Annotated in this window: 15 protein-coding genes; 6 read left to right on the top strand and 9 right to left on the bottom strand. The window is 67.1% G+C overall.

From position 1 onward, the window contains the following. Window positions 1–9: 9 nt before the first annotated feature. Window positions 10–1,521 (bottom strand): HNH endonuclease signature motif containing protein, encoded by a 1,512-nt coding sequence (locus A5752_RS11680; protein WP_067085250.1) that lies wholly within the window; start codon window positions 1,519–1,521, stop codon window positions 10–12. A gap of 158 nt (window positions 1,522–1,679) precedes the next feature. Between A5752_RS11680 and A5752_RS11675 the strand changes: the two genes are divergently transcribed. Genes A5752_RS11675 through A5752_RS11660 form a run of 4 tightly spaced genes read left to right on the top strand, consistent with a single transcriptional unit; the run spans window position 1,680 to window position 3,458 of the window. Continuing rightward, window positions 1,680–1,964 (top strand): YiaA/YiaB family inner membrane protein, encoded by a 285-nt coding sequence (locus tag A5752_RS11675; protein WP_067085248.1) that lies wholly within the window; start codon window positions 1,680–1,682, stop codon window positions 1,962–1,964. A gap of 46 nt (window positions 1,965–2,010) precedes the next feature. Further along, complete coding sequence (locus A5752_RS11670) at window positions 2,011–2,331, top strand: ArsR/SmtB family transcription factor (RefSeq protein ID WP_067085246.1); 321 nt, start codon at window positions 2,011–2,013, stop codon at window positions 2,329–2,331. Continuing rightward, window positions 2,324–2,824: an SRPBCC family protein gene (locus tag A5752_RS11665; RefSeq protein ID WP_067085244.1), complete on the top strand. Its 501-nt coding sequence runs from the start codon at window positions 2,324–2,326 to the stop codon at window positions 2,822–2,824. Before A5752_RS11670 ends, A5752_RS11665 begins: the two co-directional genes overlap by 8 nt. A 1-nt stretch (window position 2,825) precedes the next feature. Further along, entirely contained in the window at window positions 2,826–3,458 is a 633-nt protein-coding gene (locus A5752_RS11660; protein WP_067085241.1) for a flavodoxin family protein, read from the top strand. Here the strand turns inward: A5752_RS11660 and A5752_RS11655 are convergent. From A5752_RS11655 to metH, 8 genes are all read right to left on the bottom strand, one after another. Further along, the gene (locus A5752_RS11655) at window positions 3,424–4,794 is read right to left on the bottom strand and encodes an FAD-containing oxidoreductase (protein ID WP_197500596.1); all 1,371 of its coding nucleotides are present in this window, start codon (window positions 4,792–4,794) and stop codon (window positions 3,424–3,426) included. The two genes, A5752_RS11660 and A5752_RS11655, sit on opposite strands and share 35 nt — an antisense overlap. A 25-nt stretch (window positions 4,795–4,819) precedes the next feature. Continuing rightward, window positions 4,820–5,302, bottom strand: coding sequence for a DUF4126 family protein (locus A5752_RS11650; protein WP_067085237.1), 483 nt, complete (start codon window positions 5,300–5,302; stop codon window positions 4,820–4,822). Between the two features lie 67 nt (window positions 5,303–5,369). After that, window positions 5,370–6,221, bottom strand: a complete 852-nt coding sequence (gene hisG / locus A5752_RS11645) for an ATP phosphoribosyltransferase (RefSeq protein WP_067085235.1) — start codon at window positions 6,219–6,221, stop codon at window positions 5,370–5,372. Then, the gene (locus A5752_RS11640; RefSeq protein ID WP_067085432.1) at window positions 6,222–6,503 is read right to left on the bottom strand and encodes a phosphoribosyl-ATP diphosphatase; all 282 of its coding nucleotides are present in this window, start codon (window positions 6,501–6,503) and stop codon (window positions 6,222–6,224) included. It lies immediately after the preceding gene. Window positions 6,504–6,542: 39 nt separating this feature from the next. After that, window positions 6,543–8,078, bottom strand: a complete 1,536-nt coding sequence (locus tag A5752_RS11635; protein WP_067085233.1) for an FAD-binding protein — start codon at window positions 8,076–8,078, stop codon at window positions 6,543–6,545. Continuing rightward, window positions 8,075–9,532: a sugar porter family MFS transporter gene (locus A5752_RS11630; protein ID WP_067085231.1), complete on the bottom strand. Its 1,458-nt coding sequence runs from the start codon at window positions 9,530–9,532 to the stop codon at window positions 8,075–8,077. The genes A5752_RS11635 and A5752_RS11630 overlap by 4 nt, the downstream gene beginning before the upstream one ends. Before the next feature lie 57 nt (window positions 9,533–9,589). Next, window positions 9,590–10,273: an HAD family hydrolase gene (locus tag A5752_RS11625; RefSeq protein WP_067085229.1), complete on the bottom strand. Its 684-nt coding sequence runs from the start codon at window positions 10,271–10,273 to the stop codon at window positions 9,590–9,592. A 7-nt stretch (window positions 10,274–10,280) separates the two neighbouring features. Further along, a complete protein-coding gene (metH, locus tag A5752_RS11620; protein WP_067085227.1) occupies window positions 10,281–14,030 on the bottom strand; it encodes a methionine synthase in 3,750 nt (1,249 codons plus the stop codon). 135 nt (window positions 14,031–14,165) lie between these two features. Between metH and A5752_RS27485 the strand changes: the two genes are divergently transcribed. Beyond that, complete coding sequence (locus A5752_RS27485; protein WP_156613779.1) at window positions 14,166–14,306, top strand: hypothetical protein; 141 nt, start codon at window positions 14,166–14,168, stop codon at window positions 14,304–14,306. Between the two features lie 235 nt (window positions 14,307–14,541). Continuing rightward, the gene (locus A5752_RS11615) at window positions 14,542–15,432 is read left to right on the top strand and encodes a PAC2 family protein (protein ID WP_067085225.1); all 891 of its coding nucleotides are present in this window, start codon (window positions 14,542–14,544) and stop codon (window positions 15,430–15,432) included. The last annotated feature ends 15 nt before the right edge of the window (window positions 15,433–15,447 follow it).

Raw genomic sequence — 15,447 nt, 5'->3', positions numbered from 1 at the left:
CTGCCGTCACTACCCCGACGGCGATGGCCGTTCGCGATCGGCGAGTTCAGCCTCGTTGAGTGCCCGTTCGGCGGCGATGTGGCGCGCTTGCTCGGCCGCACGAGTGCGTCGACGCCGCGGCATCTTCCCCGATTTGTCCGCGCTGGGTGGCGACGACGTAGCGGGTGGCGGCAACGCGGCGGTCGCGGTGTCCCACAGCGGGAAGAGCGTCCTGCTCGCCGGGAACGTGGTGTAGGTGCGCCCTGACGGACTTGTCCACACCACAGCGCCATCGGCTAACTGCTGATCCGACCAACCCCGCCAGAACGTCTTGAGCAGATGGTGAATTCGACACAGGCACTTGATATTTGACGGATGGGTTGCACCCGCCGGCCACGGTGTTGTGTGGTCGACATCGCAGAATTCGGCGGGGCGATCGCATCCTGGGAACCGACAGGTCATATCCCGCATGCGGACAAACCTCTCCACCACCGCCGGTGGCCGGTACGCATCTGAGGGATCTCCCTCTGGCCTAGTCAAATTGGTGACCTTCGCCCCGTCGGCGATCAATTGCGCGACCATCGGCGCCGGCAGCACTCCCCCGCCGACGACCACCGCGCCCCCACGACCCGGCCGCAGCGCCGCGGGCCGCGCGGGTACCGCCGGCTCCAGTTTCGGATCGGGTTCGAAAAGCGGCAGCGGATTCGACTCCTCGTCCCCATCGAGGAACTTGTCCACCGCGCCTACCGCCGCTTCCGGTTCGGCGATCACATAGATCGTCGTGCTCGCGGCGCGCCAATCCACGCCTGCAGCCGGACATTTCGCATCGCCGCACCGGCACGCCAGGCGCTCTCCATTGTGCCCGATCACGCCCAGTGCGTCCGAGCGTCGCTGTCCCGGCGTGCGTGGGTCGTCGGAGCAGACCTCGTCCGATATCACCGTTACCCGATTCTTGAGCGCCACGGCATCGGCGTTGGTCAACCGTGCGAACACCGTCGTCGTCCCCGTCTCGTCATCGGGATGACCGAACCGCACGTCGCGTCCACGCGCCGCTGTCCGCGTCCGCCGGACCGCCGCCGGGTCGACACTGTCGACGACCTTGTCGACCGTCCTCTCCAGCTGGGTCGCTGTCATCGCTCCGAATTCGGCGACGTGGGAAGCCAACTGAGCATCGACAATCGCCAGTGTCTGCTCGTCTTCGATCAGATGAGTGCGCCACGTCAGCGTCGCCACCACCGACGCGCTCACCGCCCCTTCGGCGAACAAGGCCGCCACAGAAGGCAACCTGTCCCACAACTGCACAGCGATGCGCATTTGCTTGGACGCCGCTCGTTGCCCCACATGCAACGCGGCCGCCACCTCGCACGCCGCAGCCGCCCACGGATCACAGACCCAGTGCTGTTGATCCTCGACAGCGGCATCCTCGCGGCGGCGCACCAGCTCGGCGATCAGCGCCAGCTTGTGCGCCGCCGCCGAGGCCTCTGCGCGCCCGGCGCCCTCGATCTCGGCCACCAAGGCGGCGTCGTCGACGCTGTCGAACATAGTTTCGATCCTGTCACCTCTTAGTCGCGTCCAACAGCGCGTCCACCCAATCTGTGGATGAACTCGACGTTGGGGATAAGAGCCCGAAACCGGCGACGGACACCGAATCGCGTAGTTCTCCCTACCCCCCGAGCGAACCGTGACTGCACGCTGGCGACATGGACACACCGACCACCGCGCGGACCACCGCCGCCTACTTCCTCCAAGCCGCCATCGCCTTCGGCGTGAGCCTGCTCGGCATGCTCGGCGGCATTCTCTTTCTGCCGCTTGACCCGTGGCAACGACTGTTTCTCGCCATGACCGCGCTCTTCCTGGTCACCAGTTCGTTCACACTGGCCAAGGTGATCCGCGACCAACAGGAAGCCGCCACCATCCGGGTTCGGCTCGACGAGGCGCGGATCGAGAAGCTCATCGCCGAACACAATCCGTTCACCGCAACCTGAGATATATGTGCTTGCGTCTATATAGACGTAGTGCAATACTAACCGCATGGACGTCTTCGAAGCGGTCGCTGAGCCGAGCCGCCGCGCGCTGCTCGACCAGCTCGTCGACGGCGAACGCACCGCGGGCGAACTGGTCGCCAGCTTGCCGGAACTGACTCAGCCGACGGTGTCTCGCCATCTGCGGGTTCTTCGCGAGGTCGGCCTGGTCGAGGTTCGCCCCGACGCGCAGCGCCGCATCTACGCGTTACGCGCCGACGGACTCATGGCGATCGACGACTGGATCGCGCGCTACCGACGCATCTGGACCGACCACCTCGACGCCCTCGAGCGTCACCTGGAAGCCAAGCACGGGAGTTCCGATGAGTGACCGCAACGGACGACTGACCATCGACGGCGACCGCGCCGTCCTGACCTTCGAGCGGCGGCTGCCCTTCCCGATCGAGGCGGTGTGGTCGGCCATCGCCGACCCCGAGGAGCGCCGAGAATGGCTCGGCACGACGACGATTGAACCGCGCGAGGGCGGCACGATCGAAATGGTGCCCACCGGCCCACCGTTGCCGCCCGACCGGATGCGCGTTACCGGGCGCATCCTCGTCTGGGATCCCCCACACGTCCTCGAACACGAATGGCACCAACCGATCGTTGAGGACAGCACGGTCCGCTACGAGCTGACGCCCGACGGCAGCGGCACGCTGTTGCGGTTCACTCACCGTGGGCTCGGTGTGCGCAACGCCGGCGGCTTCCTCGGCGGCACCCACGCCTATCTCGATCGCCTGCAGGCCTATCTGCAGCATGAACCGCTACCGGACTGGCTGGCCAGGCGCGCGGAGATCAACAACGCACAGACAGGAGCGAATTGAGATGGTACACAACGGATCTGATATCGCCGCTCCCGCAGTGGCCGTCGCCTACCACTCCGGATTCGGACACACCGCCACGCTGGCCGAAGCTGTCGTCGCAGGGGCACGCGATGCGGGTGCGGCCGTCACGCCGATCGCCGTCGACCGCATCACCGACGCCGACTGGGACGTCCTGGACTCGGCCGACGGCATCATCTTCGGCACCGCTACCTACATGGGCAACGTGTCCGCGGCGTTCCAGGCTTTCACCGAGAAGACCGGGCGGCGCTGTGTCACCGGCGCATGGCGCGACAAGGTGGCCGCCGGGTTCACCAACTCCGGCGGTAAAAGCGGCGACAAGCTGAACACCCTTGTCTCGCTGGCGGTGTTCGCTGCGCAGCATCACATGCACTGGGTCAGCCTCGGGCTACCCCCGGGCTGGAATCATTCGAACGCAAGCGAGAACGACCTCAACCGGCTGGGCTTCTTCCTCGGCGCCGGCGCACAGACCGACGTCGACGCGAACCCCGATCAGGTCCACCCCGCCGACGTCGCCACCCACCGCCACCTCGGCCACCGATTCGCCTTGGTGACACGGCAATTCATCGTCGGCCGGTCGGTCACTGCAGCGGCGTCATCTCCTGCAGCATCGTAGGCACCAACTCGCTGACCGTCGGGTGAATGTGCATCGTGCGTGAGATCGCGGTGTAGGGCTTCTTGGCGGTCATGATGTCGAGGATCGAGTGGATCACCTCGTCGCCGCCGACCCCGAGGATCGCCGCGCCGAGGATCTGCTCGGTCTCCGCGTCGACGACGACCTTCATGAAGCCCTGCGTCTCCCCCTTCTCCACCGCACGCCCGACGCGGGTCATCGGGCGCTTGCCGACCAACGCCTTTCGGCCCGAGTTACGCACCTGGTCTTCCGTCAGCCCGGCGCGGCCCAGCGGCGGGTCGATGTAGAGCGCGTAGGTGGTGATGCGGTCGCTGACGCGGCGCGGGTCGTCATCGAGCAGGTTCGCCGCGACGATCTCGAAGTCGTTGTACGACGTGTGCGTGAACGCACCCTTGCCGTTGCAGTCCCCCATCGCCCAGATGTGCTCGACACTGGTGCGCAACTGGTCGTCGACGACGATGTAACCGCGCGCGTCGGTTTCGACACCGGCGTTCTCGAGGCCCAGATCGTCGGTGTTCGGGGCTCGGCCTACCGCGACGAGCAGATGAGTGCCCGCAATCGGCGCCGCACCTTCGCTCGGGACAACCTCGAAACCGTTGTCAGTTCTGACGAATCGGATCGCATCGGCGTTCACGACGACATCGATGCCCTCGGCCTCGAGAATGTCTTTGACCGCGGCCGAGACGTCCTCATCCTCGCGTGAGGTCAGCCGCGGCCCCTTCTCGATCACGGTGACGGCCGCCCCGAATCGCCGGTACATCTGCGCGAACTCCAGCGCGATGTAGCTGCCGCCGATGATGACGAGATGTTCGGGGACGGTGTCCAGTTCGAGGATGCCGACGTTGGTGAGATAGTCGATGTCCGACAGCCCCGGCATGTCGGGCGCCACCGCTCGACCACCCAAGTTGAGGAAGATCTTGTCGCCGTGCAGCACACGGTCGTCGACGCGGATCGTGTGCGGGTCCTCGAACCGTGCGTGGCCGCGGATGAACGTGCATCCGTCCATGCCCTCGAGCCAGGACTCGACGCCCTCGCGGTCGCCGTGCACGATCTTGTCCTTGCGCGCCTTGACCTTCGCCATGTCGACGCTGATCTCGCCTGTGCTGACCCCGTATTCGGCGCCGCGGCGGGCGAGATGGGCGGCGTGCGCGCTGGCGACCAGGGTCTTGGTCGGGATGCACCCGTAGTTGACGCACGTTCCGCCGACGAGCTTGCGTTCGATGACCGCGACCGTCTGCCCCGCCTCGGTGAGCCGCCCCGCCAGCGGTGGGCCGGCCTGACCGGCGCCGACGATGATCGCGTCGAATCGTTCTGTCACTTCAGCCAGTTCAAACGGCATCTGTTCACACCAGGCTGACCAGGAACGCGATCAGGAAGCCGCCGCCCACCGCGACGATGTCCTCGAGGATGGCGCCGGGACGGTCCTGACCGCTGCGCAGGTCGGCGAAACGCTGGCGTGCCGCGGCACCGGCCATCGTGCCGAGCACCGCGCCGATCATGCCGGCGCCGAGAGCGCTGAAGGTGTGGAAGTACGCGCTGCCGATCACCGCTCCCGCGAAGGCGCCCATGATGAGCCGCGTGATGAACTGCGGCGCCGACTTGCGGCTCGGTGTGCTCGGCAGCTGATCGGTGACCAACTCGACCAGCAGGAAGATGGTCAACACCGTGACCGTGATCGGATGTGCCATCCACTCCGACCATTTCCCGTCGAGATCGATCCACCCCAGCAGCGCGCCCCAGGAGACCACCGCGGGTGCCGTGAGCGCGCGCAGACCGGCGATGACGCCGATCAGAAGAGCGAGAACCAGAATCAGGACGTGCGTCATAGCGACCTCCGGCCGGTGTTATCGACCTCCGGACGCTAACACGCAGGCCGAACCGTTTCGCGTCGAATCAGAAGCGGCAGAATCGGATGTCGGAGGCCAGGATCGCCTTCGCGCCGATGGCGGCGAGTTCATCCATGATCGCGTTGACGTCGCGGCGCGGCACCAGAGCGCGCACGGCCACCCATGCCGGGTCGGCCAGCGGGGCGATGGTCGGGGATTCCAAACCGGGCGTCACCGCGGTCGCGCTCTCGAGCACGCTACGGGGGCAGTCGTAGTCGAGCATCAGGTACTGCTGCCCGAACACCACGCCTTGCACACGCGCGACCAACTGGGCGCCCGTCGGGCTGTCCGGTGCACCTTCGCGCTCGATCAGGATCGCCTCGGAGTCGCAAAGGGACTCGCCGAACGCCACGAGATTGTGCAGTCCGAGCGTGCGGCCGGAGCCGACCACGTCGGCGATCGCGTCGGCCACGCCGAGTTGGACCGAGATCTCCACCGCGCCGTCGAGCCGGATCACCGTCGCCTCGATGCCGTGCGCCGCCAGGTCCTTACGAACCAGATTGGGGAATGCGGTGGCGATCCGTTTGCCCGCGAGATCCTCGACCCGCCAGTCACGTCCGGCTGGAGCGGCGTACCGGAAGGTGGACGACCCGAAGCCGAGCGCCAGCCGCTCGTGCACCGGCGCATCCGATTCGGCCGCCAGGTCGCGTCCGGTGATGCCGAAATCGAGCTGCCCCGAACCGACGTAGATCGCAATGTCCTTGGGCCGCAGGAAGAAGAACTCGACATTGTTGGCGGGGTCGACGACCGTGAGGTCCTTGGTGTCGGTGCGCCGCCGGTATCCGGCCTCGGAGAGGATCTCGCTCGCGGGCTCGGAAAGGGTGCCTTTGTTGGGGACGGCGACCCGAAGGGCGGGCATTCAGAGCTTCCTGTAGACGTCGTCGAGGGTGAGGCCGCGAGAGAGCATCAGCACCTGGGTCCAGTACAGGAGCTGGCTGATCTCCTCGGCGAGCGACTCATCGCTTTCGTGTTCGGCCGCGAGCCACACCTCACCGGCCTCTTCGAGGATCTTCTTCCCGATGCCGTGCACGCCTCCGTCGAGCGCGGCGACGGTTCCGCTACCGGCGGGGCGGGTACGGGCGCGTTCGCTGAGCTCAGCGAACAGGGCATCGAAGGTCTTCACGGCACGCGATTGTTTCACGGTCACACCCGCCGGGTCACGCCGGTTTGCCCGCCGCCCTCATCTGCGTGCCATGTGCAGCGCAGCGCGGTGGCTGAACAACAGCGACGCCCCGATCGGATTGCCCCCTCCCGGGTAGGTCTCCCCGGAGGCGGCCGCCATCGTGTTGCCTGCCGCGTACAGACCGGGAATCGGCCGTCCGGAGGTATCGAGGACGCGGGCGTCGGTGTCGGTGCGCAGCCCGCCCTTGGTGCCGAGGTCGGAGACGCCGAACGCTGCCGCACGGTAGGGCGGGGTGTCGATCGGCACCAGCGGGGACGCGCCACCGGTGAAGGTTCGGTCGAACGATTCGCCGCCACGGCCGAAGTCGTCGTCGACGCCGCGTGCCGCGAACTCGTTGAAGCGGCGGACCGTTTCCTCCAAATGCGTTGCCGGAACGCCGATCTGCTCGGCGAGCACCGCCAGCGTGTCGGCCTGCACCCACAGGCCCTTCGACACGTACTGCTCCGTCGGCGAAAACGACACGTTGGTGGCCATGACGGGCGGCTGCTCACCCGCCCGGCTGTCGTAGACCATCCAGTACGGCGAGGCGACCGTCCCGTCCCGCATGGCGCGCAGGATCGCTCGGCCCAGGCGGTCGTAGGCCGCCGACTCGTTGACGAACCGCCGACCCGACCGGTCGACGAAGATTCCGCCGGTGAAGCACAGCGCGAACGCGGCGCGGCCGTCGGGATGGATCAACCCGGGCGACCACCACGCCTGGTCCATCAGGTCGGTATCGGCCCCCACGGCGATCGCCGCCCGGTGCGCCAAGCCGAGGTTGGCCGGGGCGCCCATGGTGTCGCGGGCATACCCGGGGACGCCGAATTCGGCCCGCATCTCGGCGTCCTGTTCGAAGCCGCCCGTGGCGAGCAGCACGCCACGTCGTGCCCCGATCGTGCGGCGCACACCGTCGCGCTCCACCACCGCACCGACGACGCGACCACCGTCGACGACGAGCTCGACCAGGCTGGTGGACGTGTGCGCGGTGACGGCGGGGTTGTCGGCCATCGCCCAGAGGAACCGTCCCACCAGCGCACGGCCGCCGGTGAGCAGATCGGGCTGCGGCGCCCCGAGACGCTCGTGGTCGAGCGGCCCACGCACCAGGCCCGCGAACCGGCCGAGGCGTTCGTCGGGCACCGCCTTGGAGACGATGTGGCGCATGCCGTCGGTGCGGGCCCCGGCGACCGAACCGTAGTAGTCCGGCCACGGCAGAATCTTGAACGCGAAGTGCTCGTCGCGTTCGAGGTATTCGATCAGCTCCGCGCCGCCGCGGACGTAAGTCTCTTGAAGCGACGCTGGTGTGCGGTCGCCGACGACCTCGCGGTAGTAGCACAGCGCGTCCTCAATGCTGTCGTCGCATCCGGCCCTTTGCAGCACGGGATTGCACGGATACCACATGCCGCCGCCGCCGGAGTAGGCGAACGTGCCGCCGAACCGGTCGGTCGCCTCCACGATGGCAACCGAAAGTCCCTCGCGCGCAGCGGTATAGGCCCCGGCCAGCGCCCCAGCGGAGCCGGCGACCAGAACGTCGACCGACTCGTCGATGCCGGTCAGACGCTCTCCTCCTGTTGCGTGCTCTCGTTGCCCATGTCCTCGAGGTGTTTGCCCTTGGTCTCGGCGACGAACTTCCAGACGAAGAAGAAGGACAGCACCGCGCAGAGCGCGTAGAAGCCGTAAGCGACACCGAGCGAGAAGTCACCGAGGGCGGGGAACGACGCCGTGATCGCGCAGTTCGCCAGCCACTGCGCCGCGGCGGCCAGTCCGAGAGCGGCGCCGCGAATCCGGTTGGGGAACATCTCGCCGAGCAGCACCCAGACCACCGGTCCCCACGACATGCCGAACGAGACCACGAACAGGTTCGCGGCCACCAGCGCGATCGGACCGGCGACGCCGCTCAGGTCGGGTTGACCGTCGACCACGGGCGCCGTGCCGAAGATGATCGCCATCGTGCCGAGGGTGACCGCCATACCCGTCGACCCGACCAACAGCAACGGCTTGCGTCCGACCTTGTCGATCAGCGCGATCGCGATCAGCGTGGTGACGATGTTGGTCACCGAAGTGATCACGGTGATGACGAACGCCTGCCCCTCGCCGAATCCGACGGCCTCCCACAGCACATTCGAGTAGTAGAAGATCACGTTGATGCCGACGAATTGCTGGAACACCGACAGCAACACACCCACCCAGACGATGCCGTATAGCCCACCGGTGGGTTTGCGGAGGTCGCGCCACGACGGGGGCTTCTCCGATTTCACCGATTCCTTGATGCGCGAGATCGTGAGCTCGAGGTTCTTCTCCCCCAGCAACTTTGTCAGCACTCGTCGGGCTTCCGGAATCCGGTATGTGGCAACGAGATAACGGGGCGACTCGGGGATTGTGAACGCCAGCCCGCCGTACAGGACCGCGGGCACCGCCATCACGAGGAACATCCAGCGCCAGGCCGGCAACCCCACCCACAGTTCCTCGCGCGACCCGCCCGCGATGTGGGCCAGCAGGGCGTCGACGGCCAGCGACACGAAGATGCCGGTGACGATCGCGAGCTGTTGCAGCGAGCCCAACCGCCCGCGGATCCGCGGCGGCGAGGTCTCGGCGATGTAGGCCGGTGCGATGACCGATGCCACGCCCACGCCGAGACCACCGACCACGCGGAACAGCCCGAACATCCACACGTTCGCCGCCAGGCCGGTGCCGAAGGCGCTGATGAGGAACAGCAGCGCGGCGATCTTCATCACCGACAGCCGGCCGATCTTGTCGGCGAGTCGGCCCGCGACGACCGCACCCAGCGCCGCACCGATCAGCGCCGCCGCGACGGCGGCACCTGTCACCGCCTTGGTGGTCTGGAAGTGGTCCTCGACGGCGGACACCGCACCGTTGATGACCGCGCTGTCGTAACCGAACAGCAGGCCACCCAATGCCGCAACGGACGCGATGAGGACGACGCGCCCGCTGTGCTCGGATTCCTCGTAGTCCACGCCTGTCGAAGGATCACCGACGGGTCCGTGCGTCATGTGAGACCTTTCCTCAGCGTCGCGTGATGGACGTCACATTCAATCACAGACCGGTGGTCAGGCGGTGCGTTCCCCGGGGGTCGTCATCAGTTCGGAATGGACGCGCCGCAAGTCCGCGGCGCGCAATCCGGCGAGCGAGGAAATCTGTCGCCGCCGCGGGCCGGTGGGCACCGCTACGTCGTTGGGTACCACCAGCACCGGGCATCCGGCGCCCTCGGCGGCGGCGGTGCCGGTGACCGAGTCCTCGATGGCCAGGCACGCACCCGGATCGAGGCCCAGTAGCGCCGCCGCGCGCTCGTAGACGTCGGGCGCGGGCTTGCCGCGGGCTACCTCGTCACCGCATACCGTCACCGAGAAGTAATGTGCGCCAATGCTGTTCAAGGCGCGATCGGTCAATGCACGCAGGGTGTTGGTCACCAGAGCCATCGGGACTTGCTGTGCGGCAAGCTCATTCAGCAACTCCTGCGCCCCGACGCACCATGGCAGGCCCTCGTCGAACAACTCGGCGGTGTAATCGTGCAGCCACCGGCTCGATTCGGCCATGGCGCGCGGATCCGGATCGAGGCCGAGGTCGGTGTACACGGTGGCGATGGTGTCCTCGGCCGAACCGCCCACCATCGATTCGCGCACCTGCGGAGTCAGCTCACCGCCCAGCTCGGTGTACAGCGCCGCAAGCGAGATGTCCCAGAGCTTTTCGGAATCGACAAGGGTGCCGTCCATATCGAACAGAACGGCTCTCATTGTGCTCTCAATCCTCGGGGTTGTAGCCGAGGTTGGAGGACAGCCAGCGCTCGGCTTCCTTCAATGTCCAGCCCTTGCGCTTCGCGTAGTCGGCGACCTGATCCTGCGCCAGCCGGCCGACCACGAAGTACTGCGACTGCGGATGCGAGAAGTACAGGCCGCTGACGGCGGCGCCGGGCCACATCGCCATCGACTCGGTCAGCTCGATCCCGGTGCGCTCCTTGACATCCATCAGCTCCCAGATCGTCACCTTCTCGGTGTGCTCCGGGCACGCCGGATAGCCGGGGGCGGGACGGATTCCGACGTACTTCTCTTCGATGAGCGCGTCGTTGTCGAGTTGCTCGTCCGGCTGGTAGCCCCAGAACTCCGTGCGGACCCGCTGATGCAGCCGCTCGGCGAACGCCTCGGCAAGCCGGTCGGCGAGCGACTCCAGCAGGATTGCGCTGTAGTCGTCGTGTGCCGCCTTGAACTCGGCGATCCTCTCGGCGCTGCCGAGCCCCGCTGTGACGGCGAATGTGCCGATGTAGTCCGCCAACCCCGTGTCCTTGGGCGCGATGAAATCGCCGAGGGACCGGTTCGGGATGCCCTCGCGGTGCTCGCCCTGCTGACGCAGGTTGTGCAACGTCGTGAGCACCTCGCTACGCGTGTCGTCGGTGTAGACCTCGACGTCGTCGCCGACCGCGTTGGCCGGGTAGAAGCCGATCACCCCGTTGGCCGTCAGCCACTTCTCCTTGATGACGGTGTCGAGCATCTCTTGGGCGTCGTCGAACAGCTTGCGCGCGGCCTCACCCGAAGCCGGGTTGTTGAGGATGTCCGGGAAGCGGCCCTTCATCTCCCAGGCATTGAAAAACGGCTGCCAGTCGATGAATTCGCGCAACTCCGCGAGGTCGTAATCGAGGAACTCCCGCACGCCGAGGCCCTGGGCGGGCACGGGCGGCGTGTATCCGTCCCAGTCGATCGGGGTGCGGTTCGCGCGGGCCTTCTCGAGCGTCACCGTGGGCCGCTCGTTCTTCTGGGCGTGCCGTTCCCGCAGCGATGCGTAGTCCTTCTCGGTCGCCTCCAGCAGCGCCGGGCGCTGCTTGTCGTCGAGCAGCGCGGCCGCGACCGGCACCGAACGCGATGCGTCCTTGACCCAGACCACCGGACCACTGCGGCGCGGCGCCACCTTGACCGCGGTGTGCGCGCGCGACGTGGTCGCGCCGCCGATCAGCAGCGGGATCTCGAGCCCTTCGCGTTCCATCTCGGCGGCGAAGTTGACCATCTCGTCCAGCGACGGGGTGATCAGGCCGGACAGCCCGATGATGTCGGCGTCGTGCTCCCTGGCCGCGTCCAGGATCTTCTGGGCCGGCACCATCACACCGAGGTCGATCACTTCGAAGTTGTTGCACTGCAACACGACTCCGACGATGTTCTTACCGATGTCGTGGACGTCGCCCTTGACGGTCGCCATCACGATCGTGCCGTTGGTGTCCTTGGAGTCGGTTGTCCCGGCCTCCACCTTCTCCGCCTCGATGTAGGGCAACAGGTAGGCGACGGCCTTCTTCATCACGCGCGCCGACTTCACGACCTGGGGTAGGAACATTTTGCCCGAGCCGAACAGGTCGCCGACGACGTTCATGCCGTCCATCAGCGGTCCCTCGATCACCTCGATCGGACGCCCACCCGCGGCGGCGATCTCGGCCCGCAATTCCTCGGTGTCGTCGTCGACGTGCGCGTCGATGCCCTTCACCAGGGCGTGCGTGATCCGCTCGCGCACCGGCAGGCTGCGCCACTCGGCCTCCGCGGGGTCCTCACCCTTCTCCGTGGTGTTGAACCGCTCGGCGATCTCGAGCAGCCGTTCGGCCGCGTCCTCACGGCGGTTCAGCACGACGTCCTCGATGCGATCCCGCAACTCCGGGTCGATCGAGTCGTAGGGCACAAGGGCGCCCGCGTTGACGATGCCCATGTCCAGGCCGGCCTTGATGGCGTGGAACAAGAACACCGCGTGGATCGCCTCGCGCACAGGGTTGTTGCCGCGGAACGAGAACGACACGTTCGAGATGCCGCCGGAGAGGTGCACCCCGGGGAGGTTCTCCTTGATCCAGGCGCAGGCCTCGATGAAGTCGATGCCGTAGGTCGCGTGCTCTTCGATGCCGGTGGCCAGCGCGAAGCAGTTCGGGTCGAAGATGATGTCCTCGGCGGGGAACCCGACCTCCTCGGTCAGGATCCGGTAGGCGCGCCCGCAGATCTGCTTGCGGCGCTCCAGGTTGTCGGCCTGGCCCTGCTCGTCGAACGCCATCACGACGACGGCGGCGCCGTACTTGCGGCACAGCCGCGCCTCGCGGACGAACTTCTCCTCGCCCTCCTTCAGGGAGATCGAGTTGACGATCGGCTTGCCCTGAACGTTCTTCAGACCCGCCTCGATGACCTCCCACTTGGAGGAGTCGATCATCACCGGCACGCGGCTGATGTCGGGTTCGGACGCGATCAGCCGGGTGAACCGGTCCATCGCGGCGACGCCGTCGATCATGCCCTCGTCCATGTTGATGTCGATGACCTGCGCACCGACCTCGACCTGCTGCAGGGCCACCGACAGCGCGGTGTCGTAATCCTCGGCCTTGATCAGGTTGCGGAACCGGGCCGAGCCGGTGATGTTGGTGCGCTCACCGATGTTCACGAACAGGGAGTTGTCGTCGATGTTCAGCGGCTCCAGGCCCGCCAGCCGGGTGGCCACCGGGATGTCCGGCACCTGGCGCGGCGCCTTGCCCTCGACGGCCTTGGCGATCTTGGCGATGTGCGCCGGCGTGGTACCGCAGCACCCACCGACCATGTTGACGAAGCCCGCGTCGGCGAAGTCGGCGACATACCCGGCCTGGCTGTCAGGGGTTTCGTCGTACTCGGCGAACGCGTTCGGCAGGCCGGCGTTCGGGTAGCAGGAGACGAATGTGTCGGCGATGCGCGAGATCTCGGCGATGTACGGCCTCATCTCGGGTGCGCCCAACGCGCAGTTCAGGCCGACCGCCAGCGGCTTGGCGTGCCGGATCGAGTTCCAGAACGCCTCGGTGACCTGGCCGGACAGTGTGCGTCCCGACGCGTCGGTGATGGTGCCCGAGATGATCACCGGCCAGCGGCGTCCGCGCTCCTCGAACAGCGTCTCGATCGCGAACACCGCGGCCTTGGCGTTCAGCGTGTCGAAGATCGTCTCCACCAGGATGATGTCGGCGCCGCCGTCGACCAGGCCGTTTGCGGCCTCGAGGTAGGCCGCTACCAGCTGGTCGTAGGTGACGTTGCGCGCGCCGGGGTTGTTGACGTCCGGCGAGATCGACGCGGTCCGTGTCGTCGGCCCGAGCGCGCCGGCGACGTAGCGCGGCTTGTCGGCGGTGCCGACCTCGTCGCAGGCCGCGCGGGCCAGGGCTGCGCCCGCGTGATTCAGCTCGTAGGCGAACTCCTCCATGCCGTAATCGGAGAGCGAGATCGCGTTCGCATTGAACGTGTTGGTCTCGATGATGTCGGCGCCTGCGTCGAGGTACTCACGGTGGATCGCCTCAATGATCTGCGGCTGGGTGAGGTTGAGCAGGTCGTTGTTGCCCTGGACGTCGCTCGGCCAGTCCTTGAAGCGCTCGCCGCGGTACCCGGCCTCGTCGGGCCGGTCGCGCTGGATCGCCGTGCCCATCGCGCCGTCGATCACCAGGATGCGCTGCCGCAGTGCCGCCGTCAGTTCGTCGGTGCAGTCTGGGCGGAGGTTCTGCGCGAAGGTGTTCGGCGTGGCGGCGTTCATGTGCGCTCCTTCCGGTTAGGAAGGCGTCCTTGCTTTCTGCCGAGCGTGGCGGCCACCGAGTGGGAACCGAGTTCCTCGGGTAACCGTTGCAACGCCTCTCGACCAGGAAAGTCTACGTTGTCATCCGATCGACGTGTGGACGCCCATCTCGTCGCGGCGATCGGCTTGACCCGGCCGGCGAAACGCGACATTGAGTCAGCGCTGGCGGATCCTGTCGGCAAAGTCGTCGACACCCTGGTCAACCAACTTGCAGCCGAACGTATTTCGCCCCGGTGACGCCGGAACATGCGTCGTTCGGCGACTCGACGGCGTCGACGACGCAACCGGCTGCCGCAGGCCGGGTACGCATCGCGCCGGCACCGACCATTACCCGCGCCGGGAAGGCGTCGAGCAAAGCGGTGTCGCGCACGAGAGCGTCTACATCAGCCACGGATCCAGGGTAGTCGGCGGATCAAATCAGCTCGTGTGGCGATGGCGCTCCTACCCGCCTCGAAGGGCTTACGCTGGCTGCGTGACCTTGTCGGATGCGAGCGGTTTCAAACCGCCCGACCTGCCCGAACTGACCGACACCATCGTCGTCGCGGCCTTCGAAGGCTGGAACGACGCAGGTGATGCGGCCAGTGATGCGGTGGAGCACCTCGACGCCATCTGGGAGGCCGAGACCATCGTCGAGATCGACGACGAGGCCTACTACGACTACCAGGTGAACCGGCCCGTGATCAGGCAGGTCGACGGGGTCACGCGGGAACTGGTGTGGCCGTCGATGCGGATTTCGCACTGCCGCCCGCCCGGATCGGACCGCGACATCGTGCTGATGCACGGTGTCGAGCCCAACATGCGCTGGCGAACCTTCTGCTCGGAACTGTTGGCCATCGCCGACAAGCTCAACGTGCAGACCGTCGTCATCCTGGGCGCCCTGCTGGCCGACACGCCGCATACACGGCCGGTTCCGGTGTCGGGTGCGGCCTACTCGTCGGACTCCGCGAAGGTCTTCGGGCTGGAGGAGACGAGATACGAGGGCCCGACCGGCATCGCCGGCGTGTTCCAGGACGCGTGTGTGCAGGCCGGCATCCCCGCGGTGACGTTCTGGGCCGCGGTCCCTCACTACGTCTCCCAGCCGCCGAATCCGAAGGCGACGGTGGCGCTGCTGCGGCGCGTCGAGGACGTGCTCGACATCGAGGTGCCGCTGGCCGACCTGCCGACCGCCGCCGAGGAGTGGGAGCAGGCGGTGTCGGAGATGACCGCCGAAGACGACGAGATCGCCGAGTACGTGCAGTCGCTCGAGGAACGCGGCGACGCCGAGGTCGACATGACCGAGGCGCTCGGCAAGATCGACGGCGACGCGCTGGCCGCCGAGTTCGAGCGCTACCTGCGCCGCCGCGGCCCCGGCTTCCGCGGCTGAACTCCCGTCAGCGCG

This window comes from Mycobacterium sp. 852002-51961_SCH5331710, from assembly GCF_001665535.1.
In the GTDB taxonomy this organism is placed as follows: Bacteria; Actinomycetota; Actinomycetes; order Mycobacteriales; family Mycobacteriaceae; genus Mycobacterium.
This window is presented reverse-complemented; position numbering and strand designations above follow the sequence as displayed.

Excerpts from the sequence above, each read along its gene's own strand:
- A5752_RS11680 (WP_067085250.1), bottom strand. The coding sequence starts at position 1,521 with ATGTTCGACAGCGTCGACGACGCCGCCTTGGTGGCCGAGATCGAGGGC.
- A5752_RS11675 (WP_067085248.1), top strand. The coding sequence starts at position 1,680 with ATGGACACACCGACCACCGCGCGGACCACCGCCGCCTACTTCCTCCAA.
- A5752_RS11670 (WP_067085246.1), top strand. The coding sequence starts at position 2,011 with ATGGACGTCTTCGAAGCGGTCGCTGAGCCGAGCCGCCGCGCGCTGCTC.
- A5752_RS11665 (WP_067085244.1), top strand. The coding sequence starts at position 2,324 with ATGAGTGACCGCAACGGACGACTGACCATCGACGGCGACCGCGCCGTC.
- A5752_RS11660 (WP_067085241.1), top strand. The coding sequence starts at position 2,826 with ATGGTACACAACGGATCTGATATCGCCGCTCCCGCAGTGGCCGTCGCC.
- A5752_RS11650 (WP_067085237.1), bottom strand. The coding sequence starts at position 5,302 with ATGACGCACGTCCTGATTCTGGTTCTCGCTCTTCTGATCGGCGTCATC.
- hisG (WP_067085235.1), bottom strand. The coding sequence starts at position 6,221 with ATGCCCGCCCTTCGGGTCGCCGTCCCCAACAAAGGCACCCTTTCCGAG.
- A5752_RS11630 (WP_067085231.1), bottom strand. The coding sequence starts at position 9,532 with ATGACGCACGGACCCGTCGGTGATCCTTCGACAGGCGTGGACTACGAG.
- A5752_RS11625 (WP_067085229.1), bottom strand. The coding sequence starts at position 10,273 with ATGAGAGCCGTTCTGTTCGATATGGACGGCACCCTTGTCGATTCCGAA.
- metH (WP_067085227.1), bottom strand. The coding sequence starts at position 14,030 with ATGAACGCCGCCACGCCGAACACCTTCGCGCAGAACCTCCGCCCAGAC.